This window comes from Aliiroseovarius sp. B-4, assembly GCF_056857795.1.
Genome location: NZ_JBSXNV010000035.1, coordinates 313,783 through 340,487, shown reverse-complemented (window position 1 = coordinate 340,487; position 26,705 = coordinate 313,783). Strand labels below are relative to the sequence as shown.

Genomic DNA, 26,705 nt, shown 5'->3' with positions numbered 1-26,705 from the left:
CCGATATCAGAGGCAGACGCCTGTACTTTCCCCATAACGCAGCGCACGCATCCCGCGGCTTCCACCTTGTCAGATTTGTCAACGCGGGCCATTCCGCCAAGACCAACCTAACCAACTGGCCCGCATCGAAAAATCTTAGACAAACCGGACTTGTGCAGGTGCGGCTATTGCTGATGCAGCATTTGTTTGCGGCGGTAGTATCATCTTTTCGGTGGTGCAGCGCATTTAACCAAACCGGACCCTCAACGCTGTCAATTCTCGCAAAGCTCGGACCGCCTCCCCGTTGCGCAAGGCTTTAAAAACCTACACGCGGATAGAAGCAAATCGGTCGCTCTTCGTTTCTATTCCGCAGCTACCAGCGCCTCGCGCTCCTGCCGCAAGCGACGAGCAGACACACCGGGCTCTGCGCCCCAGACGGCGATCCGGCGGTAGAAGACCGGCGTCAGGAACAAGGTGAAGACTGTTGCGAAGCCAAGCCCGCCAACGATGACCCAACCGACCGCGATACGCGCCTCGGCACCTGCGCCGGATGACAGGACAAGGGGCAACCCGCCGAAGACGGTGGATACCATCGTCATCATCACAGGCCGTATGCGCAGACGCAGGGCATCCCGGATGGCGCTGTCGATGTCCTGGCCGGCCTCGCGCAACTGGTTGGCGAACTCGACGATCAGAATGCCGTTCTTCGCCATGACACCGATGAGCAGAACCAACCCGATCTGGCTGTAGTAGTTCAGCGATCCGCCGGTGATCGAGATCGCCAACAGAGCGGCGGCAAGGCCGAAAGGCACGGTCAGCATGATGACGACAGCGCTTGCAATACTTTCGAACTGTGCGGACAGGACGAGGAAGACGACAATCGCGGCGACGCCGAACACCAGATACATGCCCGACTGGCTATCGCCCAGCGATGCGGCTTCGCCTGTGTAGACGATCCCCATACCAGCAGGCAGGGTCTCAGTTGCCAACTCCTCTACGCGGGCCATAGCGGTGCCCAGATCAACACCGTCCGGGAGGTTGGCCTGTATCGAAACTGCCAAGGTGCCGCCCTGACGCTCGATCGAGGATTGGCTGACAACGGGGGTGAGGGTCGCCGTCGCGGACAGGGGCACATATTCGCCACTTGGCAGGCGTAGTTGAATGCCCTCAAGATCGTTGGGGTCGTTGATAGGCGGACCACCGGGGACCACGCGCACGTCGGTTTCGGTGTCGTCGAGGAACACGCTGACGGCAACGGTGCCTTGGGTCAGCGCGCGGATTGTTCTTGTGACCTCTGCCTCGCTCAAGCCAAACACCCTCGCCATTTCGTGATCCACGGTAATCTCGTATTGTGCCTGCACGCTGTCGCCCGAGATCTGCGGATTGGCGAAGGCGTCATCTTGCGCCATGACGGCCACAAGGGCCTCTGCAGCATCGGTCATGTCGTCAACATCGGTGCCACTCACAGCGAAAGTCAGTCCAGTTCCGCCGCCACGAATGTTCAGACTGTTTGGCGAGATTGCGAAGACCTGAACACCCGGCACAGCAGAAAGCTGGGCATTGATCGGTCCCATCAATTCTTGTTGAGACCAATCCCGATCTGCCCAATCCGGCAGGCGCACGACGATGAACGCCGTTGTCCCGCCACCGATGCCAATGATGCTTTGCACAGAACTGATCTGCCCACTTTCCTGATACGGCGCGAGAATGTCTTCGATCTGTGCAACTTGTTCATCGAGATACTCGGCGGTTGTATCGGAGGCGCCACGGGCCTGGATCAGGAAATAGCCTCGATCCTCGCTTGGTGTGATTGTCGATGTTAGCGTGCCAGCCGCGCCCGCCGCGATAATTGCAAACCCGAAGGCGATGGCCAGCACGAGCAAGGGCGCGCGAAGGGCGCGGTCGATAACCCAGTCGAATCCGCGCGCGAGCCGACCCTGTGTCTCCGTGGCTTGCTGCTTTTTCTCGGCCGGTTTGCCGGGGTCTAAAAGCGCAGCCAAGACCGGAGCCAAGGTCAGTGCCGCGATGGACGACAGCGTCACGGCAAAGGCCAGCACAAAACCGAATTCACTGAACACGCCACCGGCTTGACCGGGCAGGAACGAGATGGGGATAAACACGGCAGCCAGCGTCGCAGTGGTCGAAACGACGGCGAAGAAGACCTCGTTGGTGCCAGCGGCGGCCGCGGCGAAGGCCCCCATGTCCTCTTTGCGTTTGCGCACGATGTTCTCGACCACGACGATCGCATCATCGACCACCATCCCGGTCGCCAGAACCAGCGCCAGAAGGCTGATTGTGTTAATCGAGAAGCCCGTCAGCCAGATCGCCGCAACGGTGCCGATCAATGCGACGGGGATCGTGACTGCTGGAATGAGCGTCGCGCGCGGCGAGCGCAGGAAAGCAAAGATGACAAGGATCACGATCCCCGTCGCCAAACCGATGGATTTGATCACTTCGGTCAAAGCGCTTTCGATAAAGACGCCATCATCTGTCGAGATGATAAGCTCTACACCATCCGGGAGGTCTGCGCGCAATTCTTCAACTGCGGCGCGCACGTCTGTCGAAATCTCAAGCGTGTTGCCCTCGGATTGCCGGGTGATGTCCAGCCCGATGGCGGTTTGGCCATTGACGCGGGTTGCCGCATCGGTGTCTTCAGGCAACAGTTGAACCAACGCCACATCTGCGACCCGAGTGGTCGTATCGATCAGGATCTGGCCGATGCTATCGACGGTGACGTCGGCATTCCCAACTTGCAAGGCAATCGTCTGTGCATCGGTCTCAAGCTCGCCCAAGGGTGTATCGTCGCGCAGATCGGCGAGCGCTTCTGTCACGTCAAAAACGGTCAAACCCCGGCTTAGCAGGAGGCGGTCGTCAAGTGTGACGCGAAACTCGTTCGACCGGTCACCGCGCGTAGTGAGTTCGGCAATGCCATCAATGAGGGACAGCCGGTCATAGATCGGCCCTTCCGCAAGGGCGGTCAACTCATCCAGAGTGGCATCGCCCAGCACCGCCAGCCGAATGATTGCGCTTGCGTTGCTGTCTGATTTGGAAACGGATGGGTCATCGTCCAGATCGTCGGGAAGCTGGCGTGCGGTGGCCGACACGATTTCGCGGGCCTCGTTTGCGGCCACGTCAATGTCGGTGCCATCTGACAGGTCTATGGTGATAGTGCTCGAACCACTGGATGAAGTGGCTTCGATGTAGGACAGACCTTCGAGCGCGCTCAGCGCATCTTCCAGCACCTGCGTGATTTCCTGATCGACCGTTGCCGGTGTTGCGCCTTCATATTGGGTTCGGATCGAAAGCACCGGCTGATCGACGTCCGGCATTTCCCGCACGTCTACGGACATTAGTGCTGCCAAGCCTGCAATCAGGATCAAAAGGTTGACTACAAATCCGAAGATCGGCCGTGCGACGAACAGGTCGGCAAAGCCGGAGGCCGCGCGTTGGATGGTGGGCGTGCTCATGTCGGTTCCTGATCCGGTTGCTGCGGTATGGCATTCGCATCTGTGATCGCTGAGCCCGGACGCAGCTTGTGCGCCCCCTCGGAGATAATCATCGTGCCTGCAGGCAGATCAGCGTCGAGCCAGACACTCTCGTCGCGCCGATGCAGGATCGTCACAGGAATGCTCTGCGCCTTTCCTTCATCATCGAACCAGATGCTGGCCCCGTCGCGGGACCATGTGATGGCGGTTGCGGGCACGACCAAAAACGGGTCGCTGAGATTGCTGAGCCGCACGGTGAAGGTCATGCCCGGCCAAAGCATTCCATCAGGATTTTCGACGCGCGCCCGCACCGTTACGCTGCGTGTGACATCGTCGATCCGGCTGTCAAAAGATGTAATTTCGCCTTCGAAAAACCGCCCCGTCAAAGAGGGAGTTCCAAGAATGACGTCGCGCCCAAGGGACAAGAAGCTGACGGACCGTTCGGAAAGTTCGAATTCCACCAGTAACGCGCTGGAATTGTCGATGCTAGCAATAGGCGTGTTGGCGGTGAGGTAGTCCCCGACATTCACGTCGCTGAGCCCGATCCTGCCAGTGATCGGCGCACGGATCGTAAGATCTTCCAGGGTGAGTTCGGTCTGTGCGACGGTGGCTTCTGCAAGGCTTTGCGCCAGCCGTGCCTCGGACAGTGTGACATCCGCGACCGTCAGGTTTCCGGCTTGCTGCAAGCGCTCGTAGCGGGCGACCGTTGCTGCGGCCTGCTCCAACTCGCTCTGAGCGGTCTCAAGGGACAGCGTGGCGGCGCGGGCGTCAAGCTGCACCAAAACATCCCCTTGTGTAACCTGTGCATTCGGGGTCAGGTTGATTTCGACGATCCTGCCCGACACATCGGCAGTCACGGTTGCGCTTTGCACCGCTTCGGAACTGCCGATTGCGCGGAATGTGTCCTCAAACGGCTGCACGTCCAACGGCGTCAACACGACAGTTGTCGCACCTCCGCCCGGAGTTCCGCCTGGACCACCTGATCCGGGGGGGCCGCCCTGAACTTGCGCCATGGGGACTTCACTGTCCGCGCCGGGCGACATTGCACCCGGAACGCCGAAGGACCAGACATAGGCTGCCGCAACAATGGCGACTGACGCCATGACATAGAGTATCGTTTTCATATTGAGGCCTCTTCGTTTTGCGCAGAAGAAAGAAGCCGCGATGCGTCGATCAGCCCTTCCCAGACTTCATCCAGGGCCGCGCCGAGGGTCATGTTTTCCTCATTTTCCCACAGGAAAATCGCACCCCCGATTGCGCTGGTGACGTTGCTCGCGAGGGCGGCTGCCGTTTGTCGATTGTCCACGCGACCACTCAGCGCCTCCGTGAGCCTCCGACGCTCGGCGCCCAGAAGGCCATCGAGGATCCCGCGTGCTTTCTCATTCGATCGCAGGATTTTTCCGACCATCCGAAGGATGTCCGCTCTCTGCGACAAAGCCTCCATGTGGCTGTTCAGAAACTGTTTGAGGTCTGCCGCCAAAGGCCCCGTTCCATCGCGCAAGGCGTCCATTTGCGCCTCGGTAAATGGCGGTGGGTGCCCGATCGCTGCGGCTTCCTTGTTGGGATAATAGTTGAAAAAAGTTCTCGTGCTGACGCCCGATGCCGCAGCAATCTCATCAGTTGTCACGTCCTCAAGGCCACTCTTCATGGCCAATTCCAAAGTCGCTTTGTGGATTTGGAGGGCAGTTTCCTGCCGCCGTCTTTCCCGTAATGGAAGTGTCATTTATCTAAACCTTGCGTAGTCTGCAAAGTTTGCATATCAAGCATCCAAGCGACTCGCAAGCCAAAGAATGGATGAACAATGAAACAGTGCGGAAAGATTGCGTTGCTCGTCGCCTTCATCGGCGCGGTGGTTGCCGGATTGATGCTGTTCGGGGCGCGACTGGGGCTGTGGGAGCCGATCACGGGCTTCGGTCTCTATCGCACCTATTTCAATCCGCTCGCTGCGACTGTCGCTGGCGTGGGGCTGCTAGCATTGGTGATCCATCTTGTTCGTAAGGAAAAAGATCACGCGATGCTCGGCGGTGTGGCGGCTGTTATCGGCGTGGCACTTTTGATCCCCATGATCTCCAGCACACTTAACCCAACACCACGCGCGGCACCGATCAACGACATCTCGACCGATACGGCGAACCCGCCTGCATTTCTAACTTTGGATAGCACACAACCCTATGCTGGCGCAGAAACCGCCGAGACACAGGCACGGGCCTACCCGGATATCTCACCGTTGATCACCGATCTCGACGCAAATGCCGCTTACGCGCGTGCTTTGGACGTTGCCGAGGACATGGGCTGGCAAATCATCGCGCAAGACGCAGAGACCCTGCGGTTCGAGGCAATCGCGCGCACATCCGTCTTCTACTTCGCGGATGATGTCGTGGTTGTTGTTGCCGAACAGGAGAGCGGGAGCCGCGTCGATATGCGCAGCGTGTCCCGTGTGGGACGCAGCGACCAAGGCGTCAACGCGGCCCGCATTCGCGCCTTTCAAGAACAATTCCAAAACTAACCTCTCAAGAAAGGATTGAGCCATGAGAACTATCGCTTCAACCTCCGCCTTCCTGATTGCCACCACCTTGGCGCTGTCGATCGCGCAACCATCACTCGCGGAAGCCCCAAACATCCAAACCGTCGGGCCGATCATCCACCTCGCCGACAACCTTGGCGAAGAAGCCATGCTCGGCTGGTGTATCGACACCGAAGGCCGGGAGCTGAGTGATCAGTTACACGCGCATTCCTGCAAACCTGAAGGGGATGACGTGCTGTTCACCTACGCGCCAGAGAGCGGATTGATCGAGTCCGCGACCTATGCAGACCTCTGCATGGCCTATGACGCGCCGGAAGACACCGAGAACCCCTTCGGACTGATCGCATGTGACGAAGCGGATGACACTCAGCATTTTACCTACGACGAAGCCAGCTTGGAAATCCGTCTGGGTGTGGATACGACGCAATGTGTGACGGTTGCTGCGACTATCGACGATGCAGGCCCATACCAATCGCGTGATCTGATCCTGGCCGCCTGTGACGAATTGGAGCCAAGCTTCAAGCAATGGGTCATTCAGGAATGACCCATTGTTTCGAGGGTGCCCCCACACCAAAACCTCGCGTTTCGATCAGTCGAGTTGCCGCAACGGAATTGGCGTGGGGCCACGTATAAAAAGAAACCTCAAGAAGACGGAGAGTTCGAATGACCAGCTTAGCCGACAGCCCGGACCGCTACGGTTTTGTAAGCCGCTTTTTTCACTGGGGCATGGCCGCCCTGTTTGCCATCCAATTCGTTTCTGCTGCCGCGCATTGGGCGTTGCCGCGTGAAAACGCCCTGCGCGAAACGCTTTGGGCCTATCATGTAGATTTGGGCGTGACCTTGCTTCTTCTGGTGCTGTTGCGCGGTGCATGGGGGATCTGGAATCTTACTAATCGGCCAACAGAATCTGATCTGATGGGCACCGCGGCAAAGACCGGACATGGCGGGCTATATGCGCTCATGGTAATCGTTCCAGCCATCAAGATCATCGGGGCTGCGGGCGGAACGCGCGGCTTCAGCTACCTTGGCTTTCAGATATTTCCTGCCCGCGATGCCGCTATTGCTTGGACGGAGACAATCTCGGATTGGCACGGCACTTTGGGCTGGATCCTCGCAGCACTGGTGATCGGGCATATTGGTGCCGCCTTGATCTGGCATCAAATCATCAAGCGTGATGGCGTGCTGAAGCGTATGGCGTGACGCAATCGGGCAATGGAGTCCGCCTCATCGCCCATGCGCGCCGACGTTCATGCGAACTGGTAACATCGGGTTCTGAGAAAGGGACAGAAAGTGGCAACCCTTGAAAAAACGTCGGCCGGTGTCACGAGAATCGGCCCGGCCCGGTTCGCCAGCCTATCAGCGCCGGTCACGATGCTGCTGACGGTCGCGGCCCTCTGGATGGCATCCAGCTGGTGCTACTACGTTCTGGTCGAGGCACTGGCTCTGGATAGCGGCTATGACGATGCGCCGATCCTCTTTGCGGGGTTCTATCTGATCTGGACTGGCGTCGCGTTGGTCCTGTTCCGGCCGGTCATACGGGAGCATGTCACGCCCCGGCGGATCGTCGGGCATGTCATCGCCGTTGCACCGATCCTTGCCATTTACGGCTTCTACGTCGTGGTTATCCTGCCCCTGCTTCCGGATGTCTCGGTCGAGAAAGCACCAACGAACCCGCCCGAGTTCATGTTTGCTTCGGCCTGGTATTACCTGCCGAAGTCAGCTGACATCCTTTTCCAGCAAATCCTCGTGGCGGCTATGGTTCTGGGCGCAGCCCGCGCGAAGATCAGTCTGCCGACCATATCCGTCGGCATGGCGGTTCTGTTCGGCGGTTTTCATCTGCTGCTGATTTTCGATGGATTCACCCGTTTTTATGTCACCCGTTTCACGATTGCCGCAACCATCTTTGGCCTTGCTATCCCTTGGCTCTACCTGCGCACGCACTGCGGATTTCGGTGGGCCTACGGTTTGCATTGGTCGTTCTACGCGGTCGATGCCGCTGTCACGCATTTGGTCTTGGCTGTGCCGCCATGGGCGAACTGATCTGACTTACCCAGATTCATTCAATACTGCTCGAGCATGGATTCACCTTCAGGCAAACCTCGGCCCAAATGCAGCGGTAATCCGTTTTTGTCCCGCGACCTGTAGATTGGGCAAGTCAACCATGCTGCGCAAAAATTGAACGACGATTTTCTTTGCATGCTGCCGTGCCGCTAACCACGCGCGTGCAGTATTTTTGCGCCGCGTGCGCGCGCAGCATAGGATCAAGGTGTCCGAGTTGGGCTCGGTGGTTGAGTTTGCCGCGTTCAGCGCCAACGTCTGCATCCGGCGGGGCAATGTCGGCCAGCACCGGGGTTGGTGCTTATAACATGAACGATCCAGGCAATGTACGCTCATCTTGCTCGATTGACCTCAGTCGCCGGTGTCGGTCTGACCTCGCTCACCAGCCTGCTGCGCAACCGCATGGCGGTTGAAAGTCCTTTGCCCTGATGCTGGGACATGTCGGGAATGACCACAAAGTGGGGCGAGGCGTCATCGCGCAAAGGCGAGGGACGGATGCGATCTGGCCGATGCCAGACCTGAGAAAACAATCACGTTGGATTCCTCATATCGCCAGTATTATTGCGCCATACGGTAGGAGATGCGCCGACGGTCTTCTTGAATGCCCGGCTGAAGGCCGCTTCCGATTCATAGCCGACATCCTTTGCCACAGCCGCGACCTTTAACGAACTGTCAGTCAGCAGGCGTGAGGCAATCTGCATACGCCAAAGCGTCAGGTATTGCATCGGAGAGTGTCCGATCAGGTGACTGAAGCGCGCTGCCAGTGCCGAGCGCGACAGGCCCGCCTCGCTGGCCAGCAGGTTGAGCGTCCAGGCGCGTGCGGGCGATTCATGCAGCAAAGTCAGAACCTTGCCGATCGCCGGATCCCGTAATCCTGAAAGCCAGCCTGTTTCATGCGCAGGAGAGGATTCCAGGAACAGTCGGATCACTTCCACGAAGATAAGCTCGCTGAGCCTCAGACGGATGGATTCGCCGCCCGGCTGCGGCATCCCCGCATCGGTAAGAGCCAGATCAATCAGGCGGCCCAACAGATCGTTGCCGTCCGTTTCTGACCGGCTGATGCGCAACAGGCGCGGAAGGGTTGCGAGCAGCGGATTGAACGGACGCATGTCGCAGCCCAGAAAGCCACAAATGTATTTGGCGCCCCCCGTTCCTCCGCCGCCTTCGACGGTCACGAATGGAAGTTTGCCAGCCATCCACTCGCGAAAGAAGGCGAGCGTTGCGTCCCGGTCATATTCAGGGGGCTGTCCCGGCGTGCTTAGCAGCGAATACGGATCTCCATGCGAAAGAACCAGAATGTCACCAGCTTCGAACTCCATTGGCGCGATATCCGGGATTTCCACCCAACCCGTGCCCTTCAAGATGATGTGGTACGAAATCAGGTGCTGCGCGCGCGGCAGGATGATGCCGGAATACTCGCGCGCCGGCGGCAGTTCGACGCCCCAGGGAAAGGACGCTTCAACCAGATGAAAGATCGCGCCGGTGAGCTTGACCATCCTCAGAACGTCCGACAGCGGATCGGTTGCCGAATCCTGGCAGAGGACCGGCAATTCGGACATTCCCGGCCGCTTTGCCGGTCCTGGCTGCACCTGCATGATGGACGATCTGGCAATCGACGAGGACTTTCGGTCATGGGTCTGTTCCATGCTTCAGGATAACCTGAGTGCGACGGTACAGCCAGCCGCTGTGCCGCTTGAAACCGTTACAGGGAGTATTTCGATGACCATTCGGGAGGAAGTGCGCCGCCCGGCGGAAGTATATGACACCCATTTCGTGCCGGCCCTTTTCGCGCAGTGGGGACCAGTCGTCACCGCAGAAGCCGGCGTGCAATCCGGCGACCGTGTTCTAGACGTTGCTTGCGGAACAGGGGCATTGACGCTTGCCACCGCCGAGGTCGCCGGCCCGTCGGGAACGGTCGTCGGGCTGGATGCCAACCCGGAGATGCTGGAGGTCGCGCGCCGCAAACCGGTTGAGATTGAATGGCTGGAAGGTACGGCAGAGGATCTGCCATTCCCGGACAAGAGCTTTGACGCCGTCGTCAGCCAGTTCGCCCTGATGTTCTTCGAGGACAAGCGGAAAGCCCTGTCCGAGATGAAGCGGGTTTTGAAGCCCGGCGGCCAACTGGCGGTGGCCGTGTGTGACGCCGTCGAGAACTCGCCCGGTTATGATACATTCGCGTCATTGCTCGACCGGTTGTTCGGGAAAGAGGTCGGCGACGCGTTTCGAGCTCCTTTCAGGCTCGGCAATGCCGATCGATTGCAGGATATTTGCAGCAAAGCTCACCTCGCGGACACCGAAATCTTCCGACGCAACGGGAAGGTTCGATTCAATTCGATCGACGCGCTGGTGTCGACAGAGCGCGCCTGCGTGTGGACGTTGGGCGGTGTGTTGACTGACGAGCAGTTCGAGCGACTTCTGAGGGAGGCCGACACCGCGCTCCAGCCATTTGTGATCGAAGGCGGAATGGTTGAGTTCGACATGCCGTCCCTCATCGTCAGAGCTCAAAAATCCTAGCCAAACAAGAAAGTCGTTGAGGCTGCCGGGAATGGCAGATTGGAGATCGGATCATTCCATATTTGTGTCCCGATCAATGATTACCGCCCGAATATGACGGTGGTCGGTACGTAGAAAAAAATGCGGCCAGAAGTTCGAATGCATCGAAAGTCAGTTCCGTTGCGCGCTGCGTAAGTTCCTCGTTTCGGATTTACTGCACCTTGCATGAATGGCAGCAATCTCTTCCGCACTGCAGATCAGATTTTGATGCAGGCGCAGCAAATATGGTGGTGCGAGCGCCCGCAGCGAAAATCTGACACTTCTGCAAAGGGCTCATGGACTAAGCCGCTCTCGCGGCACTGGCGCTTGTGGCTGGCGTGGCGAAGCATTCTTGCGGCGCACCGATTTTGTGATGTGGCGGACCTGCCTGACGATTGAGGCTTCTCAATCGGACAGGAGGTTCCCATGGCACATGAGAAGATGAGCCCGCTGCGTGCGCGGATGATCGAGGATATGCGTATTCGCGGGTTGGCGGAGACGACGCAGAAAGCCCATATCCGGGCGCTCAAAGATTTCACCGTGTTTCTGGGTCGGTCGCCCGATACGGCGACGCCGGAAGAGCTTCGCGCCTATCAGCTTTACATGACGGATACCGGGGTCACGCCTTCGGTCTACAACGCCCGGGTCGCCGGGCTGCGGTTCTTCTTCGGCATGACCTGCGATCGGGAGGACATGAAGAAGTATATCCAGTTCCGGACCGAACCGCGCAAACTGCCGATTGTGCTGAGCTTTGAAGAGGTCTCGGCGATTTTGGCCGCGGCGCCGGGACCCGGTCTCAAGTACCGGGCGGCATTGGGCATCGGCTATGGCGCGGGGTTGCGGGCATCCGAGGTCACCAATCTGAAGGTCCGGGATATCGACAGCGACCGGATGCTGATCCATGTCGAGCGCGGCAAAGGCGGCAAGGACAGGGACGTGATGTTGTCACCGTCGCTGCTGGAGCTGCTGCGGGCCTATTGGCGCGAGGCGCGGCCGCAGGGCTGGCTGTTTCCGGGGCAGAGCAGGGTTGAGCCCCTGTCACCGCGCTCCCTGAACCGCGCCTTCAACTCAGCCAAAGCGATGGCCGGGATCAAGAAGCCCGCGACGCTGCACTCGCTTCGGCACAGCTTTGCCACGCATCTTCTGGAGGCCGACGCGGATGTCCGCGTGATCCAGGTGCTGCTCGGCCATGCCAAGCTGACGACGACGGCGCGATACACCCATGTCGCCACCAAGACGCTGCGCAATGTCGCCAGCCCGTTTGAACACATGCGAGACGTGACCTGACGGAGCGATTGGCGTGCCACGGCACGCGTTGGAGGTTGCGGACATCTTCAGGTCGCATGGCCCCGCCTACCGGCGGGCCAATTCCGGCCATGTCAGCCTGAGCCAGTTGAAGGTCATGTCGGCGATCGAGACCTGCCGGACAGAGGCGCTCGGCGGGCATGTGGCGGCTTGCACCAAGTGTCAGCACCAGCACATCGCCTACAACAGCTGCAAGAACCGGCATTGCCCCAAATGCCAGGGACCGGCGGCCCGGGACTGGATGGCCGCGCGGGCCGAGGATCTGCTGCCCGTGGAATACTTCCACCTTGTCTTCACCCTGACGGCCGAGATCGCACGGATCGCGTATTGGAACAAGCGGGCGGTGTACGGTCTGCTGTTCAAGGCATCGGCTGAAACGATGATGACCATCGCCGCCGATCCCAAACGCCTGGGTGCCCGTATCGGCATGACCAGCGTGTTGCACACCTGGGGATCGGCGATGACCCACCATCCCCACATCCACATGATCGTCCCCGGCGGTGGCTTGTCGCCGGGTGGTTCCAGTTGGGTCGCTTGCAAGCCGGGGTTCTTTCTGCCCGTTCGCGTCCTGTCCAGGCTGTTCCGGCGGCTACTCCTCGAAGGATTGATGGCGCTGCATCGCACCGGGCAGCTTGCCTTCTTCGGTGACCTGACCGGCTTGGCAGATGTGGCAGCCTTTGCCGGGTATCTCGACCCGCTTCGTAAGACCGAATGGGCGGTCTATGCCAAACCGCCCTTCGGCGGACCCGAGGCGGTGCTTGCCTATCTCAGCCGCTACACGCACCGCGTCGCCACCTCCAACCACCGCCTGATCAGTGCCGATACCGACAGCGTGACCTTCCGCTGGAAGGATTACCGGGTCAAATCCGGGGAGCGCATGAAGGTCATGCGGCTCGACACGCACGAGTTCATCCGCCGGTTCCTGATCCATGTCCTGCCCGACGGCTTCCATCGCATCCGGCACTACGGCCTGCTGGCCAGCGCCGCCCGCAAGGCCAGCATCTCGAAGATCCGCGCATTGCTCGGTGAAAAAGAGAAGAGGCAGGACGACGCACCCGCTGCCGAGATCGTCCCGCTCGCCCTGCGCGAACCCTGTCCCTGCTGCGGCGGCCCCATGCGCATCATCGAGACATTCCGGCGCGGCGAGATTCCACGATCCCGCGCTCCGCCAAGGAAACAGGCCGCATGACCGAATGCCCGCCGATCCCATCCACCGCTCACCGGTTGCTTCGGCAACGCCGGTTGAGCCCGCCTGTCTGCAGCGGTCCGGAAAATCGCAATGACTGCGCAAAACCGCTCTTCCCCGGGTTGAAGCCAGACCAAAGCCTCGGGCAAATTCTGTACTCGGCCGCCTTCACCCCCAACACCATCACGTCGGTCGCTGCCACAGAACCAGCCGGCAACGCTCTTTCCCCATAGGTGGCGCCCACCACCCGCGGCTTCTTCCCTGAGAGGTTTGTCAACGCGGGCCACACTCAAGCCCAACAGAGACCGCGCGCAATGGCCCGCGTCGAAAAACCTTCATCTTGGCAGTTATTCGCTGCAATTCAACTTAATGTCCGCTTTGGCGTCCATCCACATGGAAAATCCGATGCATCGAATAGAGTGACGCCCCTGCGACCTCACAATCACGGTGTACTCTGGCCCTAAATACGTGTTGCTGCATGAACGCGACCTGCCACTCAATATGACCCACGGATCATAAAGCAGAAATATGATCTGCGGATCATACGGCATGAAAGGCAATTGCCCGGCGTCGTATGCCAGCGGCAATGGCTTCCGCCAAAGGCTGTGTAAACCCATCTGGCAGGTCTGCTAGTGTCTTGTCCAAGGCGGGTTCAAGCTCTGTCGCAATGTCCGACAAGATCTCTTCCGCCAGCGCCACACCAAAACCAGCCGCCTTTGCAGCCTGCGGGAAATGGCGAGGCACCACCTCGTTTACCCGATAGTGCCCGTCCACCGCCATCGCGAGGCGCATGCGGTTCTGACGGATTTGGCCATCATCCACCGCTTTCTGTGCACTCAGCACATCGTAGAGTGGGGTCATGCGGAAGCCGCCAGGGCGTAATGCGATGCTGAAGTTCTTGGCGTGCCCGTCCGTCGCCCCTAAAAGCCAAAACAGCACCTGCGCGCGGAAGAACACGCGCTGATCCGCCTCGGGGTCGTCACTGCCAGTCAGCAACCCGATCCCTTCGGTGATCCCCGGCCCGCTGTCCATTTGATACTTCTGGCTGGGTGGGACAGTCAGCGCTTGGCAAAAATCTTCCTGCGGCAGGCGGATCAATCGGCCATCCTTGGTCCAGCGCCGGTCAAACCGGGTCACGACAAGGCTCCTCACGTCTTCAAAGTCGGCAATCTCAACCTCGGCCACATCCATGCCCATGGCGCGGCAAAAGCTCATGCAGAAAAACTCGTTCTCGACGCTGTCGGACAAATCGATCCCTGCGGGCAGAACGCCAAGCTGCGTCTTGAGGATATGGGTTGTTGGGGTGAGCCCCGATGGACGGATCCACGCGCCCTCGTGGCGTAGCAGCGCCGTTTTCTCCTGCGCCCCGGCGATAGAAATGCGGAAGTCGTCTTCCTCGTCTAAGCCAAGGGGGGCGCTTGCGAGGTTGCGTAACATATCCGCAATCTGCGCCTCGGAAACGGGCTCTCCCTCGAGTGCGCCAACCTCGGGGATCTCACCCGAAACGAACTGCAAGGCCCCCACACAATCGCGACCGATCTTCTCCAGCATGTGCCACGCGTCCGTGCCGCCCGCACGCACCCGTGCAGCAACGCGTTCTCGTATCGCCTGATTGTCCGGCAGCAGGTTTTCGAGGTAGGCGATGACAGGGCCGCCCTGGTGTGCCTCTTCGCGCAAAGGCAGTGACAACGAAATGGGCATGGCATGTTCCCATGCCAACCATTCCGGATCATAGGTGAAGCTGATTGCGCCTGAGCCTGCAAGACGCAAAGCCCCAACCAGCCTTCCATTCAGAAGCACCTGCATTGTGCCGCTACGCCCGCGTTTCGCCATCAGAAGATATCCTCGATCTCAAGCGAGCCACCGCGTTCCACCAATCGGAACTCAAGCCCAAGTGCCGCCATAACAGCAAGCACTGTGGCGAGCTTGGCTCCCGCGTCGCCATTCTCGAGCGACGAAATCGTCGCGACGCGCAAATTCGTACGCGCGCTGATGTCGCTTTGGGTCCAGCCGCGCGCTTTGCGCGTCCGGCGAAGTGCCTCGCCGATCTGCTCGGCCGTTCGTGCTGTGAGGTCCATGATGCGGCTCCTTTTACGGCACAGCGTAAATTAAAACAAATTACGCTACAACGTAAATATCTACTTTTTACGCCATGGCGTAACAATCGAGCCGCACTTATGCCTGCAGCCCCGCAGCGCACACCTGCTCGGGCGTCACCAGCTTTGACGCGATCAAGCCCTCAATCTGCCGGTTTGTAATGTGGCGGCAAAGGGGGTGGCGTTCACTGATCCACTCGGCGAGGCTCGCGCGGCCTTTGGCTTCAGCCTCTCGCGCCTTCTCGCGATCCGCCTGTATCTGGGCAAGCCCCTTCTCCCATCGGCGCATCCTGAACCAATTGTCCGAGAAACAGACCTTGCTGCGCGTGTAGACCTCGCTTTCCTTCGCATAGGCTTTGACCGCCTGCTGCAAGTCATCGGGCTTCACTCCGGCTTTCACAGCCGCTGCAATCAGGCGCAGACTGGTCCGCCGGTCTCGGATCCTGTCTTCGGGATAGGCCGCCAAGATCTTCTCAGATTCAAGATCTTCATAGGACTGGCGGCTGAACGGCGGGTATGACCCAAAGTGGGACGCGCGCGCTAGGTTGTCTATATTTGATTGCCAAGGCTAGGGTCGGGTGTTCGAAAGGCCTCGCCCGCTCCAATGGGATCTCTTGGACAGAATTGACTGCACTAGAGATGACGGGCGCCCACACGTCTTTTTCACGTGCTCCAAAGAAAAAGGGACGCGCTTGGCACGTCCCCCTTCCACCACGTCCCTTCCCCCTCAGAAAAGGCAGTGTCGTTTGTCTAGGCGCTCAGCGACTGGCGGTTGGCCAGTTCGTGGATCATGGACTGGATCTGGTTGCGCACCTTCACGTCCTGGATTGACGACAACGCCTGTGCGGCTTTCGCCGTACGTTCATCCATGGCTTCGTCCTCTGACGTGCCGGCATCTGCCAGCCCTTCGAAGAAATACCCTGGTTGAACGTTCAAGAGTTGTGCAATCTCGAACATTTTGCTGGCCGAGACACGATTGTATCCCGTTTCGTACTTTTGGAGCTGCTGGAACGACAGTCCCAGTTGCTCGGCAACTTTTACCTGAGTCAGGCCGCGCAGCAGACGGACTTCTCTGATTTTCTTACCCACATGGACATCGACTGGATGGACCATTTTCTCACCATTTAATTGCTTCCCGTTAAACGAGAATGTCAGGTTTCATCGAAAGACCCAAGTGATGAGTCTTGAACGGTTTGGTTGCAAAAATTTACCCGGTATGGATGATTTATTTACCCTACTGTCTAAATATCAATTTAAGAACGATAATTTCTGCTGTAGGCTGTTTGGATTATGTTGAATTCCATTGCGGAAACAGTTTGGTGAAGACAGTCCGGGTGCAGAAATGACCAATCGAACCAGCCCCGCCCTTTTGTTTGAGATGTTGCGCTCGTTTGCATCTTTGGCGCGCACATTGAACCTATCCGAATCCGTGCGCGAGCTTGACAGCACCCGTCAAACCGTCCGTCGCCACATCGCATCATTGGAAAGCTATAAAGGTTGCGAACTTTTCAGCTTTGAAAACCGACAATACCGGCTGACCGAGGATGGTAAGAACGCATTGCGAGAGGCCGAGGAGTTGATCGCACGTGGCGAGGCATGGCTCTACGACGAAAGCAAGCATGTGAACGAGCTGTTCTATCTTGCGATGCAAATCGGGGATGTGCCGTATTTCCTGCAACAGCACCCGCTGACCGCCATCTGGGATATGGGCTCGCCCTTGATCCGGTTCGGCTTTCACGCCTGGGCGCGGTCGGAAGGCGCGCTTGAAAGTCCGGCCTTCGCCCCGCTGCGGCCGTATTTGATGGTGTTTCGCTTCAACGCGGATAATGGCGACTGGATCTGCACCGAAGTGGGCGAAAAATCATCTTACGCCACATGGTTCGGGTGGGAAAAATACCGATCTTCAGTCGGCAAGGGCATAGCAAATCTGCCCGGCGGTCCGGGGTTTGCCAACCTGCTGGCAAAACCATTTCACGACATCGCCACCACGCGCGGTATCCGGCTGGATCATATCCACACACGCATCGGGCATGGCGACAATAATGACCTTAAGGCGATCAGTTATCAGCGGCTGGCCATGGCTTGTCGGTTTGCAGATGGCGAGTTCGCTCTTGCCACTCTCATCGACCGGACAAGAAACGTTCAGATTGCCAATCTGTGTGACGCAGATCGCGATGCGATGGACGCCGAGTTTACCATGAACGTCGTGCCGCCGGACGATTACTGACGCAACGATCGTCTCTGGTTCGCAGCAGGACCACAGAATAGTTCGAAATGTGTCAGATTATGCTCATATTTCTGCCTGATTTCCCGTAATTCGCGAATTTCCGCAAATCGATTCGAAATGTTTCCCGCATAGGTTAAGATTCCCGTGGACCACGAGCACATGGGAGATCCAAATGACCATTCACGACACTTTTGCGGGGGCACAATATGTGACCGCGATTCTCGATATGGCCAGTGAACACGGCTTGGTGATCGAGATGGGGTCGGATTTCGACCTGTATGAAAGCCACATCAACACACATCGCGCGCATCAGCCCATTGGCGCGCCGTTCGACCCCAACCGTCACGAGATGAACGAACATAACGGCTTCTGGATCGTGGGTTGGAACGAACAGGGCACGCTGGTGCACACGCAGGCCATGCGTCGGTTCGATCTGGGTGGCTTGGCGCTGTCAGACTATCTTGGGCAGAATTTCAGGGATTTCCCCCCCGTGGGACTGGATCTGGACATGGAGCGTAGTTGCTATCAGCCCGGTCCCGGTGCCCGACGTATCAGCGGCAAGACCTGCTATCATGGCGAATTGTGGGTCAAGGGGGACGACCGCTATCGCGGCACCGGATTGCCGGGATTGCTGGCTCGGTTCGCGCTGGCCACTTGTGTGCTGCGCTGGTCGCCCGATCATATCTTCGGCTTCATGCCCGAACGCTATGCGTTCCGTGGATTGGCCGAGCGTGAAGGCTATATGCACACCGATCCCAGCGCGCTGGCCTGGTATCCAAAAGGCGGCAACGCCCCTTTGAAAGGATTCATGACATATATGAGCCGCGATGATCTAAGCCATCTGATCTCGCTTTGCCCGCGCGACTTCATGATGTCGCAAGCCGCGTGATTGCCACACCCCCGGCAAGGGCGGCATTTGTCGCCTTCCCCGCGCCGTCCTGCGCGCCTATAAGGGGCGCAGACAGAAGAAGGACGACCCGATGCGGCGCGCAAAGATCACCCGCAAGACTGCGGAAACCGAGATTTCGGTCGAGATCAACCTCGACGGAACCGGCACTTACGACAACCAGACCGGCGTGGGGTTCTTCGACCACATGCTGGACCAGTTGTCGCGCCACTCGCTGATCGACATGACGGTGCGGGCCACGGGGGATTTGCACATCGACGACCACCACACGGTTGAAGACACCGGCATCGCGCTGGGGCAAGCCCTGACCGAGGCGCTTGGCGACAAGAAAGGCATCCGTCGCTATGGCGAGTGTCACTTGCCGATGGATGACGCGCAGGTGCGGGCCGCGCTCGATCTGTCCGGGCGCCCCTTTCTGGTGTGGAACATTGAGTTCGCGGCCCCCAAGATCGGCACGTTCGACACCGAGTTGGTGCGCGAATTCTTTCAGGCGCTGGCGACCCATGGCGGGATCACTTTGCATGTGGACCAGTTGCACGGCTTCAACGCCCACCACGTGGCGGAAGCGGGCTTCAAGGCCGTTGCGCGCGCATTGCGCTTGGCCGTCGAAACTGATCCGCGCAAAGCGGACGCCATCCCATCGACCAAAGGCGCGCTTTAAGCCGCTACATCCCCGGAGCATTCCATGCTGACCGTGATCATCGACTATGACAGCGGCAACCTGCACTCGGCCGAAAAGGCGTTTCAACGCATGGCGGCCGAAACCGACGCAGGCAAAGTGATCGTCACCACCAAACCAGAAGAGGTGGCCCGCGCCGACCGGATCGTGTTGCCCGGCGACGGGGCCTTCCCCGCCTGCCGACAGCAATTGTCAGACCATCGCGGCATCTATGAGGCACTTGAAGAGGCGGTGATCCGGCAAGCTCGCCCCTTCATGGGCATTTGCGTCGGGATGCAGATGCTGGCCACGATGAGCCACGAATATCAGGACACGGACGGGTTTGACTGGATCAAGGGCCATGTGCGCAAGATCACCCCTTCAGACCCGGCACTGAAAGTGCCACATATGGGTTGGAACGATCTGGTGGTCGAACAGGAACATCCAGTGCTCGACGGTGTTGCGACAGGCGATCACGCCTATTTCGTGCATTCCTATCACTTTGTGGTCGATGACGCTGCCCACCGGCTTGCGCACTGCGACTATGCCGGTGACATCACCGCAATCGTCGGGCGTGACAACTTGATCGGGATGCAGTTCCACCCAGAGAAAAGTCAGGCTGCCGGGCTTCGGATGATCGCCAACTTCCTAAGCTGGGCGCCATAAAAAGGGCGCCAACCCCGGCGCCCTTTTTTCTACAACGCCAAATGCGCTTACTTCACGCGTGACCACGTTTGTTTCTTGCAGAACACTGCGACACAGCCTTCGACTTTCAGGCTGCTGCCGGAGAGCGTCATCTTGGATTTGAAGACCTTGCCCGTTGACGGCTGCCATATCTTGCCGCCCGAATACCTGCCGCCACCATTGGGCTGCATGTCCCAGACCAGCTTCTTGCCAATGTTCTCGGATTTATATTCACCGCTGTCCTTGAAGGTGCGCGATATGACGCCACACAATGCGCTTCCACATTGCGAGATTGTCACATGCGCATAGGCCCCATCATCCACCTGCGTTTTCCACACGCCTTCCACAGCGTCCGCCAAAGCCGGGGCGGCCATACCAAAACTCAGCGCAAGCGCCAGAACCATACGTTTCATTCAATCCTCCCTGAATTTGGAATTATCCTGACCCCGAGAAACCGTTTAAGGCAAGTGTGACGTGACGGGAGGGACGGCTTGGCAAGCCGCGACTTCCATGCAAAAAGCACCAAAAGCACCAAACATCGGAGCCTGCCATGATCCTCTATCCCGCCATCGACCTGAAAGACGGCCAATGCGTGCGCTTGCTGCGCGGCGAGATGGAGGAAGCCACGGTCTTCAACGACGACCCGGCGGCTCAGGCGCACGCGTTTCAGGATGCAGGGTGTGAATGGATCCATTTGGTTGACCTGAACGGCGCATTCGCAGGCGAACCGATGAACGGCGCGGCGGTCGAGGCGATCCTCGCCGCCATCGACGTCCCTGTCCAGTTGGGCGGCGGCATCCGCGACATGGAAACCATCAAAGGCTGGATCGAAAAGGGCCTTGCCCGTGTGATCCTTGGCACCGTGGCCGTCGAAAACCCGGATCTTGTCCGCGAAGCCGCGCGCGCCTTCCCCGGCCAGATTGCCGTGGGGATCGACGCGCGCAATGGCCGCGTCGCCACCAAAGGCTGGGCCGAGGAAACCGATGTGATGGTCGCTGACCTTGCGAAATCCTTCGAGGATGCAGGCGTCGCCGCCATCATCTATACCGACATCAACCGCGACGGCGCGATGCAAGGCCCGAACGTGGAAGCCACCGCCGCCCTCGCCCGCGCGGTTTCAATCCCGGTGATCGCAAGTGGCGGCGTCAGCTCTCTGGCTGACCTCATCGCTTTGCGTGACTGTGGGGCAGCGCTGAACGGGGTGATATCTGGCAGGGCACTTTATGACGGCGCGATTGACCTGAAGGAAGCCCTCGCCGCGCTCTAACCCCCCGCAGCAGCGGTGGTCAGCTTGTCCAGCGCGCCCGTCATCATTCCGACATAGGGTGTGTCAGCTGCAATGCCAAACTCCCCCAGCATGTCGGCAGGCGCTTCATAGGCAAGCCAGACCGCGCCCTCACCGTCCTCATAAACCAGCACACGCAATGGCAGCATCAATCCCGCCAACGGATCGTCCTGCATCGCCGGCGTGCCAAGCTTGGGATTGCCGAAAACCAGTAGCTGCGACGCCGCAAGCTCCATATCGACCGACGCAGCACCACCTGCATGATCAACACGTGCGAACACGGTAGCACCTGCGTTTCCGACGGCCGCCTCCAAAGCGTCCATCGTATCAGCAACAGAACCGGATGCGGGCACTTTCACAATCTCTGCCATCGCCGGCAGGGCGACCATCGACACAAGTGTTGCAAGGGTGAGTTTCATCATGGGGCAATTCCTTTAATTCTGGTTCGAATGCGACAATGCTCTGGCCAGTTGGGAATAGAGCAAATAAAACAAACCGTGATCAGCCAAGGACCGCGCAGAACATGCTGAAGACCCGCATCATACCTTGCCTCGACGTGGCCGAAGGCCGCACGGTGAAGGGCGTCAACTTTGTCGATCTGATCGACGCGGGCGATCCGGTGGAACAGGCGCGCGCCTATGATGCCGCAGGGGCCGATGAACTCTGCTTCCTCGATATCAAGGCCACGCATGAAAACCGCGGGACGATGTATGATCTGGCAACCCGCACGGCAGAGCAGTGTTTCATGCCGCTGACGATCGGCGGTGGCGTGCGCAGCCCAGACGATGTGCGCGACCTGCTGTTGGCAGGTGCCGACAAGGTCAGCTTCAACTCCGCCGCCGTGGCCGACCCCGACGTGATTGCCCGCTCGGCGGACCGGTTCGGCAGCCAGTGCATCGTGGTCGCCATTGACGCAAAGACAATTGCCCCCGGAAAATGGGGCATCTTCACCCATGGCGGCCGCAAACCCGCGCTGGACAAGAACGGCGACCCGATCGACGCCGTCGCGTTTGCCAAGCTAATGGAAGCCAAGGGCGCGGGGGAAATTCTTCTGACCTCGATGGACCGCGACGGCACTCGCGCAGGTTTCAACCTGCCCCTGACCCGCGCTATCTCCGACGCTGTCCATGTGCCCCTCATCGCAAGCGGCGGCGTGGGCACACTCGACCACCTGGTCGAAGGTGTTACAGACGGCGGGGCATCCGCCGTACTCGCCGCCTCGATCTTCCATTTCGGCGACTACACCATCCGCGAGGCCAAGGAACACATGGCCGCCGCGGGCATTCCGATGAGGCTGACATGAGCATTCTCGACCACCTCGCCGCCACGATCGAGGCGCGCAAAGGCGCCGACCCCGACACCTCTTGGACCGCAAAACTCCTGTCCAAAGGGCCGGAGAAATGTGCTGAAAAGTTCGGCGAAGAAGCTGTTGAGGCTATCATCGCCGCGGTCAAGAACGACCGCGTAAACCTGACCGCCGAAGCTGCCGATGTCGTCTACCACCTGCTTGTCATGCTCGCCGCCCGCGACATCCCTCTGGCCGACGTGCTGGCCGAACTCGAACGCCGCGAAGGAACTTCCGGCATCGCCGAAAAAGCTGCTCGCACAGACTGATCCTGTTTCTTCTGGCTTGAAATATCCCGGGGTGAGCGGCCTTGCCGCGAGGGGCAGCGCCCCTCAGGCTCACGACGTGAGCCTTATCCCACCAATTCAACCAGCGCCGCATCCCCGAACAAGCGCGGATATTCGATCTTCGGACACCGGTTCTCGATCACCGTGACGCCCATAGCCTCGGCATGCGCGCGGGCTTCGGCGTTCTCGACCCCCAGCTGCATCCAGACTGTTTTCAATCCAGGCAGTGCTGCCAAAGCCTCGTCCACAATTGGGGCCACGGCATCCGAGCGGCGGAACAGATCAAGCATATCTGTCTCCGCTGGCAATTCAGTGACAGAGGCGACGATCTTTTCGCCAAACATCTCCTGCCCGGCCAGACCCGGATTGACGCCAATCACGCGATACCCTTTGCGAACCAAAAACGCCGCCACACCGTGACTTGCGCGTTCAGGTTTATGGGATAACCCGACCAACCCGATGGTGCGGGTCGTGGTCAGGATGGATTTCAGGCGGGCATCTGTATCATTATGGGTCATGTGCGACAGATAGGCCAGCACGCAGCACTTTCCAATCCCCCGCCCACATCCCCACAGAAAAATGCGCCCGAAACCAATAAAGGTCGGGCGCAAGTTGGTGGAACGAGGGACAGTGAAATGAGATATCGGGCGTTCCACAGCCCGCTCTCGTCATACAAATATGTGCAAACCCATCTATGGGAAGGGATTGTCAAGAACTTGTGAACTCAGGGCAGCAGCGGCGGAACCCTATCCGCTCAGAACCCCGGGCCAGAACGTGTCGGCTTTGGCGATGTGGCCGGGGACATCCGCCAACCACAATTCGCGCACGCCAAGGCTGAAATTCAGATAAAGTCGGCCTTCATAGATCGTCCACGCCTCGGGCACGGTGGGTGCAATCTGCCCCTTACTCATCGCGTAGGCACAATAGCCACCATATTGCGGTGCATACCGCATCGGGTCATCGGCAAACATCGCGCGGTGTTCGTCATTGGCGAACAACACGGTGACACCGTTGTGATCAAAGGCAAATTCCGGCAAACCGGGCATCGGCGCCCCGGTGGTAAAATAGGCAACCGGATCATGCCCGTCCCACGCCACACCATCCTCGATATAGACAGCAGACGCCGCAGCCCACGCGCGTGGCACACCGACAGTTGCGACAATCGGTGCAGCAAGCAGGCCCGACACAACATGTCGGCGTGTAAATCTCGTCTTTTTCATGTGGCACCCCTCCACATCCCTATCAGATCACTATCTTCAGAAAAAATCACCCCCCTCAAGGGGAAGTGATCAACGGGTCGCTCGTGTGCGGGAAAGCGCCACTGCCGCCGCATTCGACACGTTGAGCGATCCGAAGTCACGCGCGAAGGGAATTTTGACCAGTTGATCGCAGGTCGCCTTCGTCTTGTCTCGCAGCCCCGGCCCCTCGGCCCCGAGCACCAGGGCGACCGGCCTGTCCCGTTGGGCATCAAGTGCCTCGTCCAGCGTCACGTCGGCTTCCCCATCCAGACCCAGAATGACAAACCCCATCTCGCGCAATTCGATCATCGTGTCGGCCAGGTTGCGGATACGCAGATAGGGCTGGCGCTCCAACGCGCCCGAAGCCGTCTTGGCCAATGCGCCGGTTTCCGGTGCCGATCCGCGCGCCGTGCCGATCACCGCGCTGGCCCCGAACACTTCGGCGGACCGCAGGATCGCCCCCACGTTGTGCGGGTCGGTCACGCGGTCCAGCAACACGACGATCGGCAAGCCGCCCGCACCGCCCATCACACGCTCGGCAAAACTGCCCCAAGCCAATGGTTTTACTTCAAGAGCCGCGCCCTGATGCACCGAATTCGGGTCCAAGGGCGCGGGAAATTTTCGGGCATCGGCGATCTCGGGTTGCATGCCTGACGCGGCGATGGCCTCCGCCAGCTTGTCTGCCGCGTTCTTTGTCACGATCAGACGCAACCGCTCTCGGTCCGGGTTCATCAACGCATCGCGCACCGCATGAAGCCCGAACAGCCACACGGTTTCAGCCTCGGCATCGCGCCGCGCTTTTTCTTTCTGAACCACCCATTTCGGCTTTTTCGTCATGCCGTTTGCCCTTCTTTTCGCAAGGTCCGGACAATGCGGCCATTGTCAGAGCGAGACAAGAGCAGATGGTCGAATTTTCGTATTGACCCTTCGGCGTGGGCGGGATAATCAGCCCCACATTCGGCGCATCGCGTGCCGGGACAGTGGGCGACAGGCCGCAAGGTGTGGCAGGGGACTGTAACTCCCTCGCGGAGACGCACGCTTGGTTCGATTCCAAGGTCGCCCACCACTTCCCACCCTTGGAAAGCGACCAGATCGAACCTGTGTCAGGTCAAGCGCGCCGCGATCAGTCCGCGCAGGGAATTTCCGACATAAAGCGCCTTTGCCTGCCGTAGTTCGTCGATTGAAATCATCTGTTCACGCGCGTGCCCGATTTCCAACATCTCTTCGCGCAGGATACCGGGCAACAGGCCGCAGCACAGCGGCGGCGTGACCAACCCCTGCCCGAAGTCAGCGAAAAGATTGGTGATCGCTCCCTCGCAAAACTCGTTGCACTCATTCAGGAAAATTACCTCGTTCACACCGTCAGGAAGCGCTGCTCGTGTCATGTCATAAAGTGCCCGTCGGGTGGATTTCACCGAAAGCCATGGGTCTGCCGAGTTGAGCTTCACGGCAGAGATCTGCAAGGTCCAGACCGTGCCAGTGGGCAGCGGTTGGTAGGGCCCAGAGACCAGATCAAGCGCACCGTGGCGATCCATCGTCAACCGCAAACGGCGTCGCCCTTCGGCCCCGAAAGCATTCAACAGGAACGTCGGATCGGACACTGGAAAGCCCAAGCGCGCTGCCGAACGCGCCAGCCGTGCCAAATGCCGATCCCGCATGCGGATGCCACCTTCTGGCGTCCAAAGCATGGTCTCTATCAGCCTTGTATCGTCATCAATTGCGTCGCGAAACGGGCTTTCCATAAGGCTTCCTCGTATTCCGAGTGTGCGGTGCTGTCATAGACCACGCCGCCCCCGACATTCAGCGTGACCGCACCATCGTCGACCATCAAAGTCCGAATGGCGACGTTAAACTCGGACCGTCCGTCCGGTGCGGCCCACCCGATGGTGCCGCAGTAAATCTCGCGCGGGCTGCGCTCCAACTCGGCAATGATCTCCATCGCGCGTAGCTTTGGTGCGCCGGTGATCGAGCCACAGGGAAACAGCGCCTGAAAGATGTCGCCCAACCCGGTGCCCGCGCGCATTTGCCCCCGCACGAGCGACACCATCTGGTGCACGGTCTCGTAGCTTTCGACGGTGAAAAGTTCCGGCACGCATACGCTGCCTGCGTCGCATATCCGCGAGATGTCGTTGCGCAGAAGATCGACGATCATCAGGTTTTCCGCCTGGTTCTTTTCATCATTGCGCAGAAAATCGACGCGATGGGCGTCTTCAATCGGGTCGGCGCTGCGCGGTTGCGTGCCCTTCATGGGGCGCGTTTCAATCTGACCGGTTGCGGTGGTTCGAAAGAAAAGTTCCGGTGATCGCGACAGGATCGCGGGCAGCCCATCCGCTTCCAGAAGCACGCCAAACCGCACCGGCTGCGCGCGCGTCAGTGCGGCATAGATGGCCTGGTGCGATCCCGATGCCCTCCCGTGGATCGGAAAGGTCAGATTGACCTGATACGTGTCGCCCGCGCAGATATAATCGTGAACTCGCTGAAACGCGGCATCATATCTATCACGGCTCCAGCCCGGCGTCAGACCCATCAAATGGGCCGGGCCGCCCGCAACGGCCACGGGCAGGCACGGGTCGTCGTATACCCCGAACTGCAACAGCGGCAAGCGGCGGTTCGCTGGCATCAAGGGCGCAAGACGCGGCTCCAGCGCATAGCCCAGTTCATAGCTGGCAAACCCGGCCACCCAAGCGCCTTGTGCACGGACAAGATCCAACTCGGCCAGCGCGGGCGCTACATCCGTCAGCCCATGCGCCACGATCAGCCGCCGAGGCGTATCGAACTGGCAGGGCATATGATGCGGGCCGTGGTCAAAGCGCAGTTTCACGCGGGGTCTCCGTCTGGGTGGACCCCGGTTCTATCATTCAGATCGCGAGGGGGTGCAACCATTTGCGCCGATGCGGTGCGCGATTGCG

At 59.4% G+C, this 26,705-nt stretch carries 29 protein-coding genes and 1 tRNA gene; 15 read left to right on the top strand and 15 right to left on the bottom strand.

Translation table 11 applies throughout. The features are described from left to right. Positions 1 to 341: 341 nt before the first annotated feature. The 3 genes from AC13C8_RS09585 to AC13C8_RS09575 are packed head-to-tail and all read right to left on the bottom strand — an operon-like array spanning position 342 to position 5,124. A complete protein-coding gene (locus tag AC13C8_RS09585) occupies positions 342 to 3,446 on the bottom strand; it encodes an efflux RND transporter permease subunit (RefSeq protein ID WP_482847145.1) in 3,105 nt (1,034 codons plus the stop codon). Further along, positions 3,443 to 4,588: an efflux RND transporter periplasmic adaptor subunit gene (locus AC13C8_RS09580; RefSeq protein WP_482847144.1), complete on the bottom strand. Its 1,146-nt coding sequence runs from the start codon at positions 4,586 to 4,588 to the stop codon at positions 3,443 to 3,445. The genes AC13C8_RS09585 and AC13C8_RS09580 overlap by 4 nt, the downstream gene beginning before the upstream one ends. Further along, positions 4,585 to 5,124: a TetR/AcrR family transcriptional regulator gene (locus AC13C8_RS09575; protein WP_482847143.1), complete on the bottom strand. Its 540-nt coding sequence runs from the start codon at positions 5,122 to 5,124 to the stop codon at positions 4,585 to 4,587. Before AC13C8_RS09575 ends, AC13C8_RS09580 begins: the two co-directional genes overlap by 4 nt. Before the next feature lie 141 nt (positions 5,125 to 5,265). Between AC13C8_RS09575 and AC13C8_RS09570 the strand changes: the two genes are divergently transcribed. The 4 genes from AC13C8_RS09570 (at position 5,266) to AC13C8_RS09555 (ending at position 8,028) form a co-directional block, all read left to right on the top strand. Beyond that, positions 5,266 to 5,970, top strand: a complete 705-nt coding sequence (locus tag AC13C8_RS09570) for a DUF1499 domain-containing protein (RefSeq protein WP_482847142.1) — start codon at positions 5,266 to 5,268, stop codon at positions 5,968 to 5,970. Between the two features lie 22 nt (positions 5,971 to 5,992). Further along, entirely contained in the window at positions 5,993 to 6,532 is a 540-nt protein-coding gene (locus AC13C8_RS09565) for a ricin-type beta-trefoil lectin domain protein (RefSeq protein WP_482847141.1), read from the top strand. Between the two features lie 119 nt (positions 6,533 to 6,651). Continuing rightward, positions 6,652 to 7,188 (top strand): cytochrome b, encoded by a 537-nt coding sequence (locus tag AC13C8_RS09560; protein WP_482847140.1) that lies wholly within the window; start codon positions 6,652 to 6,654, stop codon positions 7,186 to 7,188. Positions 7,189 to 7,278: 90 nt separating this feature from the next. Further along, positions 7,279 to 8,028 (top strand): hypothetical protein, encoded by a 750-nt coding sequence (locus tag AC13C8_RS09555; protein WP_482847139.1) that lies wholly within the window; start codon positions 7,279 to 7,281, stop codon positions 8,026 to 8,028. A gap of 548 nt (positions 8,029 to 8,576) precedes the next feature. On the opposite strand, the gene AC13C8_RS09550 is transcribed toward AC13C8_RS09555, so the two are convergent. After that, positions 8,577 to 9,605: an AraC family transcriptional regulator gene (locus AC13C8_RS09550; RefSeq protein WP_482847138.1), complete on the bottom strand. Its 1,029-nt coding sequence runs from the start codon at positions 9,603 to 9,605 to the stop codon at positions 8,577 to 8,579. 34 nt (positions 9,606 to 9,639) lie between these two features. Here AC13C8_RS09550 and AC13C8_RS09545 point away from each other — a divergent pair, with 34 nt between their 5' ends. From AC13C8_RS09545 to AC13C8_RS09535, 3 genes are all read left to right on the top strand, one after another. Then, positions 9,640 to 10,560, top strand: coding sequence for a methyltransferase domain-containing protein (locus AC13C8_RS09545; RefSeq protein ID WP_482847137.1), 921 nt, complete (start codon positions 9,640 to 9,642; stop codon positions 10,558 to 10,560). Between the two features lie 444 nt (positions 10,561 to 11,004). Beyond that, entirely contained in the window at positions 11,005 to 11,865 is an 861-nt protein-coding gene (locus AC13C8_RS09540; protein ID WP_482847136.1) for a tyrosine-type recombinase/integrase, read from the top strand. A gap of 13 nt (positions 11,866 to 11,878) precedes the next feature. Then, on the top strand, positions 11,879 to 13,072 hold the full coding sequence (locus AC13C8_RS09535) for an IS91 family transposase (protein ID WP_482847135.1): 1,194 nt from the start codon (positions 11,879 to 11,881) through the stop codon (positions 13,070 to 13,072). Between the two features lie 537 nt (positions 13,073 to 13,609). On the opposite strand, the gene AC13C8_RS09530 is transcribed toward AC13C8_RS09535, so the two are convergent. From AC13C8_RS09530 to AC13C8_RS09515, 4 genes are all read right to left on the bottom strand, one after another. Then, complete coding sequence (locus AC13C8_RS09530; protein WP_482847134.1) at positions 13,610 to 14,902, bottom strand: type II toxin-antitoxin system HipA family toxin; 1,293 nt, start codon at positions 14,900 to 14,902, stop codon at positions 13,610 to 13,612. After that, entirely contained in the window at positions 14,902 to 15,147 is a 246-nt protein-coding gene (locus AC13C8_RS09525; RefSeq protein ID WP_025059995.1) for a helix-turn-helix domain-containing protein, read from the bottom strand. The genes AC13C8_RS09530 and AC13C8_RS09525 overlap by 1 nt, the downstream gene beginning before the upstream one ends. A gap of 97 nt (positions 15,148 to 15,244) precedes the next feature. Continuing rightward, a complete protein-coding gene (locus tag AC13C8_RS09520) occupies positions 15,245 to 15,631 on the bottom strand; it encodes a hypothetical protein (RefSeq protein ID WP_482847133.1) in 387 nt (128 codons plus the stop codon). 284 nt (positions 15,632 to 15,915) lie between these two features. After that, entirely contained in the window at positions 15,916 to 16,278 is a 363-nt protein-coding gene (locus tag AC13C8_RS09515; protein ID WP_091428926.1) for a helix-turn-helix domain-containing protein, read from the bottom strand. Between the two features lie 229 nt (positions 16,279 to 16,507). Here AC13C8_RS09515 and AC13C8_RS09510 point away from each other — a divergent pair, with 229 nt between their 5' ends. The 4 genes from AC13C8_RS09510 to hisH all read left to right on the top strand — a co-directional run bounded on the left by AC13C8_RS09510 (position 16,508) and on the right by hisH (position 19,623). Continuing rightward, on the top strand, positions 16,508 to 17,392 hold the full coding sequence (locus AC13C8_RS09510) for a LysR family transcriptional regulator (RefSeq protein WP_482847132.1): 885 nt from the start codon (positions 16,508 to 16,510) through the stop codon (positions 17,390 to 17,392). A 172-nt stretch (positions 17,393 to 17,564) separates the two neighbouring features. Continuing rightward, complete coding sequence (locus AC13C8_RS09505; RefSeq protein WP_482847131.1) at positions 17,565 to 18,281, top strand: hypothetical protein; 717 nt, start codon at positions 17,565 to 17,567, stop codon at positions 18,279 to 18,281. A 91-nt stretch (positions 18,282 to 18,372) separates the two neighbouring features. Further along, entirely contained in the window at positions 18,373 to 18,960 is a 588-nt protein-coding gene (gene hisB / locus AC13C8_RS09500) for an imidazoleglycerol-phosphate dehydratase HisB (protein WP_482847130.1), read from the top strand. Between the two features lie 24 nt (positions 18,961 to 18,984). Next, on the top strand, positions 18,985 to 19,623 hold the full coding sequence (gene hisH / locus AC13C8_RS09495; RefSeq protein WP_091428917.1) for an imidazole glycerol phosphate synthase subunit HisH: 639 nt from the start codon (positions 18,985 to 18,987) through the stop codon (positions 19,621 to 19,623). 47 nt (positions 19,624 to 19,670) lie between these two features. Here hisH and AC13C8_RS09490 read toward each other — a convergent pair whose 3' ends face one another. Further along, positions 19,671 to 20,054: a DUF2147 domain-containing protein gene (locus AC13C8_RS09490; protein ID WP_091428915.1), complete on the bottom strand. Its 384-nt coding sequence runs from the start codon at positions 20,052 to 20,054 to the stop codon at positions 19,671 to 19,673. Between the two features lie 137 nt (positions 20,055 to 20,191). Here AC13C8_RS09490 and hisA point away from each other — a divergent pair, with 137 nt between their 5' ends. Continuing rightward, positions 20,192 to 20,908: a 1-(5-phosphoribosyl)-5-[(5-phosphoribosylamino)methylideneamino]imidazole-4-carboxamide isomerase gene (gene hisA, locus AC13C8_RS09485; RefSeq protein ID WP_482847129.1), complete on the top strand. Its 717-nt coding sequence runs from the start codon at positions 20,192 to 20,194 to the stop codon at positions 20,906 to 20,908. Here the strand turns inward: hisA and AC13C8_RS09480 are convergent. Further along, positions 20,905 to 21,348: a DUF302 domain-containing protein gene (locus AC13C8_RS09480; protein WP_482847128.1), complete on the bottom strand. Its 444-nt coding sequence runs from the start codon at positions 21,346 to 21,348 to the stop codon at positions 20,905 to 20,907. The genes hisA and AC13C8_RS09480 overlap by 4 nt on opposite strands. Before the next feature lie 101 nt (positions 21,349 to 21,449). On the opposite strand from AC13C8_RS09480, the gene hisF reads away from it, so the two are divergent. Both hisF and AC13C8_RS09470 read left to right on the top strand, forming a co-directional pair. Then, on the top strand, positions 21,450 to 22,229 hold the full coding sequence (gene hisF / locus AC13C8_RS09475; protein WP_091428909.1) for an imidazole glycerol phosphate synthase subunit HisF: 780 nt from the start codon (positions 21,450 to 21,452) through the stop codon (positions 22,227 to 22,229). Further along, positions 22,226 to 22,540: a phosphoribosyl-ATP diphosphatase gene (locus tag AC13C8_RS09470; RefSeq protein WP_091428908.1), complete on the top strand. Its 315-nt coding sequence runs from the start codon at positions 22,226 to 22,228 to the stop codon at positions 22,538 to 22,540. The genes hisF and AC13C8_RS09470 overlap by 4 nt, the downstream gene beginning before the upstream one ends. Before the next feature lie 83 nt (positions 22,541 to 22,623). On the opposite strand, the gene AC13C8_RS09465 is transcribed toward AC13C8_RS09470, so the two are convergent. From AC13C8_RS09465 to rlmB, 3 genes are all read right to left on the bottom strand, one after another. Beyond that, positions 22,624 to 23,076 carry a CoA-binding protein gene (locus AC13C8_RS09465; protein ID WP_482847127.1) on the bottom strand — a complete coding sequence of 151 codons (453 nt, stop codon included), beginning with the start codon at positions 23,074 to 23,076 and terminating at the stop codon, positions 22,624 to 22,626. Between the two features lie 228 nt (positions 23,077 to 23,304). Continuing rightward, positions 23,305 to 23,778 carry a YHS domain-containing (seleno)protein gene (locus tag AC13C8_RS09460; protein ID WP_091428907.1) on the bottom strand — a complete coding sequence of 158 codons (474 nt, stop codon included), beginning with the start codon at positions 23,776 to 23,778 and terminating at the stop codon, positions 23,305 to 23,307. Positions 23,779 to 23,847: 69 nt separating this feature from the next. Next, on the bottom strand, positions 23,848 to 24,633 hold the full coding sequence (gene rlmB / locus AC13C8_RS09455; RefSeq protein WP_091428906.1) for a 23S rRNA (guanosine(2251)-2'-O)-methyltransferase RlmB: 786 nt from the start codon (positions 24,631 to 24,633) through the stop codon (positions 23,848 to 23,850). A gap of 145 nt (positions 24,634 to 24,778) precedes the next feature. Between rlmB and AC13C8_RS09450 the strand changes: the two genes are divergently transcribed. After that, positions 24,779 to 24,862: transfer RNA gene (locus tag AC13C8_RS09450), tRNA-Tyr, on the top strand. A 37-nt stretch (positions 24,863 to 24,899) separates the two neighbouring features. Here the strand turns inward: AC13C8_RS09450 and AC13C8_RS09445 are convergent. Both AC13C8_RS09445 and AC13C8_RS09440 read right to left on the bottom strand, forming a co-directional pair. Then, a complete protein-coding gene (locus AC13C8_RS09445; RefSeq protein ID WP_482847126.1) occupies positions 24,900 to 25,484 on the bottom strand; it encodes an aminotransferase class IV family protein in 585 nt (194 codons plus the stop codon). 8 nt (positions 25,485 to 25,492) lie between these two features. Next, the gene (locus AC13C8_RS09440) at positions 25,493 to 26,617 is read right to left on the bottom strand and encodes an aminodeoxychorismate synthase component I (RefSeq protein ID WP_482847125.1); all 1,125 of its coding nucleotides are present in this window, start codon (positions 26,615 to 26,617) and stop codon (positions 25,493 to 25,495) included. Between the last annotated feature and the right edge of the window lie 88 nt (positions 26,618 to 26,705).

Excerpts from the sequence above, each read along its gene's own strand:
- AC13C8_RS09585 (WP_482847145.1), bottom strand. The coding sequence starts at position 3,446 with ATGAGCACGCCCACCATCCAACGCGCGGCCTCCGGCTTTGCCGACCTG.
- AC13C8_RS09580 (WP_482847144.1), bottom strand. The coding sequence starts at position 4,588 with ATGAAAACGATACTCTATGTCATGGCGTCAGTCGCCATTGTTGCGGCA.
- AC13C8_RS09570 (WP_482847142.1), top strand. The coding sequence starts at position 5,266 with ATGAAACAGTGCGGAAAGATTGCGTTGCTCGTCGCCTTCATCGGCGCG.
- AC13C8_RS09565 (WP_482847141.1), top strand. The coding sequence starts at position 5,993 with ATGAGAACTATCGCTTCAACCTCCGCCTTCCTGATTGCCACCACCTTG.
- AC13C8_RS09560 (WP_482847140.1), top strand. The coding sequence starts at position 6,652 with ATGACCAGCTTAGCCGACAGCCCGGACCGCTACGGTTTTGTAAGCCGC.
- AC13C8_RS09550 (WP_482847138.1), bottom strand. The coding sequence starts at position 9,605 with ATGTCCGAATTGCCGGTCCTCTGCCAGGATTCGGCAACCGATCCGCTG.
- AC13C8_RS09545 (WP_482847137.1), top strand. The coding sequence starts at position 9,640 with ATGATGGACGATCTGGCAATCGACGAGGACTTTCGGTCATGGGTCTGT.
- AC13C8_RS09540 (WP_482847136.1), top strand. The coding sequence starts at position 11,005 with ATGGCACATGAGAAGATGAGCCCGCTGCGTGCGCGGATGATCGAGGAT.
- AC13C8_RS09530 (WP_482847134.1), bottom strand. The coding sequence starts at position 14,902 with ATGGCGAAACGCGGGCGTAGCGGCACAATGCAGGTGCTTCTGAATGGA.
- AC13C8_RS09525 (WP_025059995.1), bottom strand. The coding sequence starts at position 15,147 with ATGGACCTCACAGCACGAACGGCCGAGCAGATCGGCGAGGCACTTCGC.
- AC13C8_RS09515 (WP_091428926.1), bottom strand. The coding sequence starts at position 16,278 with ATGGTCCATCCAGTCGATGTCCATGTGGGTAAGAAAATCAGAGAAGTC.
- AC13C8_RS09510 (WP_482847132.1), top strand. The coding sequence starts at position 16,508 with ATGACCAATCGAACCAGCCCCGCCCTTTTGTTTGAGATGTTGCGCTCG.
- AC13C8_RS09505 (WP_482847131.1), top strand. The coding sequence starts at position 17,565 with ATGACCATTCACGACACTTTTGCGGGGGCACAATATGTGACCGCGATT.
- hisB (WP_482847130.1), top strand. The coding sequence starts at position 18,373 with ATGCGGCGCGCAAAGATCACCCGCAAGACTGCGGAAACCGAGATTTCG.
- hisH (WP_091428917.1), top strand. The coding sequence starts at position 18,985 with ATGCTGACCGTGATCATCGACTATGACAGCGGCAACCTGCACTCGGCC.
- AC13C8_RS09490 (WP_091428915.1), bottom strand. The coding sequence starts at position 20,054 with ATGAAACGTATGGTTCTGGCGCTTGCGCTGAGTTTTGGTATGGCCGCC.
- hisA (WP_482847129.1), top strand. The coding sequence starts at position 20,192 with ATGATCCTCTATCCCGCCATCGACCTGAAAGACGGCCAATGCGTGCGC.
- AC13C8_RS09480 (WP_482847128.1), bottom strand. The coding sequence starts at position 21,348 with ATGATGAAACTCACCCTTGCAACACTTGTGTCGATGGTCGCCCTGCCG.
- hisF (WP_091428909.1), top strand. The coding sequence starts at position 21,450 with ATGCTGAAGACCCGCATCATACCTTGCCTCGACGTGGCCGAAGGCCGC.
- AC13C8_RS09470 (WP_091428908.1), top strand. The coding sequence starts at position 22,226 with ATGAGCATTCTCGACCACCTCGCCGCCACGATCGAGGCGCGCAAAGGC.
- AC13C8_RS09465 (WP_482847127.1), bottom strand. The coding sequence starts at position 23,076 with ATGACCCATAATGATACAGATGCCCGCCTGAAATCCATCCTGACCACG.
- AC13C8_RS09460 (WP_091428907.1), bottom strand. The coding sequence starts at position 23,778 with ATGAAAAAGACGAGATTTACACGCCGACATGTTGTGTCGGGCCTGCTT.
- rlmB (WP_091428906.1), bottom strand. The coding sequence starts at position 24,633 with ATGACGAAAAAGCCGAAATGGGTGGTTCAGAAAGAAAAAGCGCGGCGC.
- AC13C8_RS09445 (WP_482847126.1), bottom strand. The coding sequence starts at position 25,484 with ATGCTTTGGACGCCAGAAGGTGGCATCCGCATGCGGGATCGGCATTTG.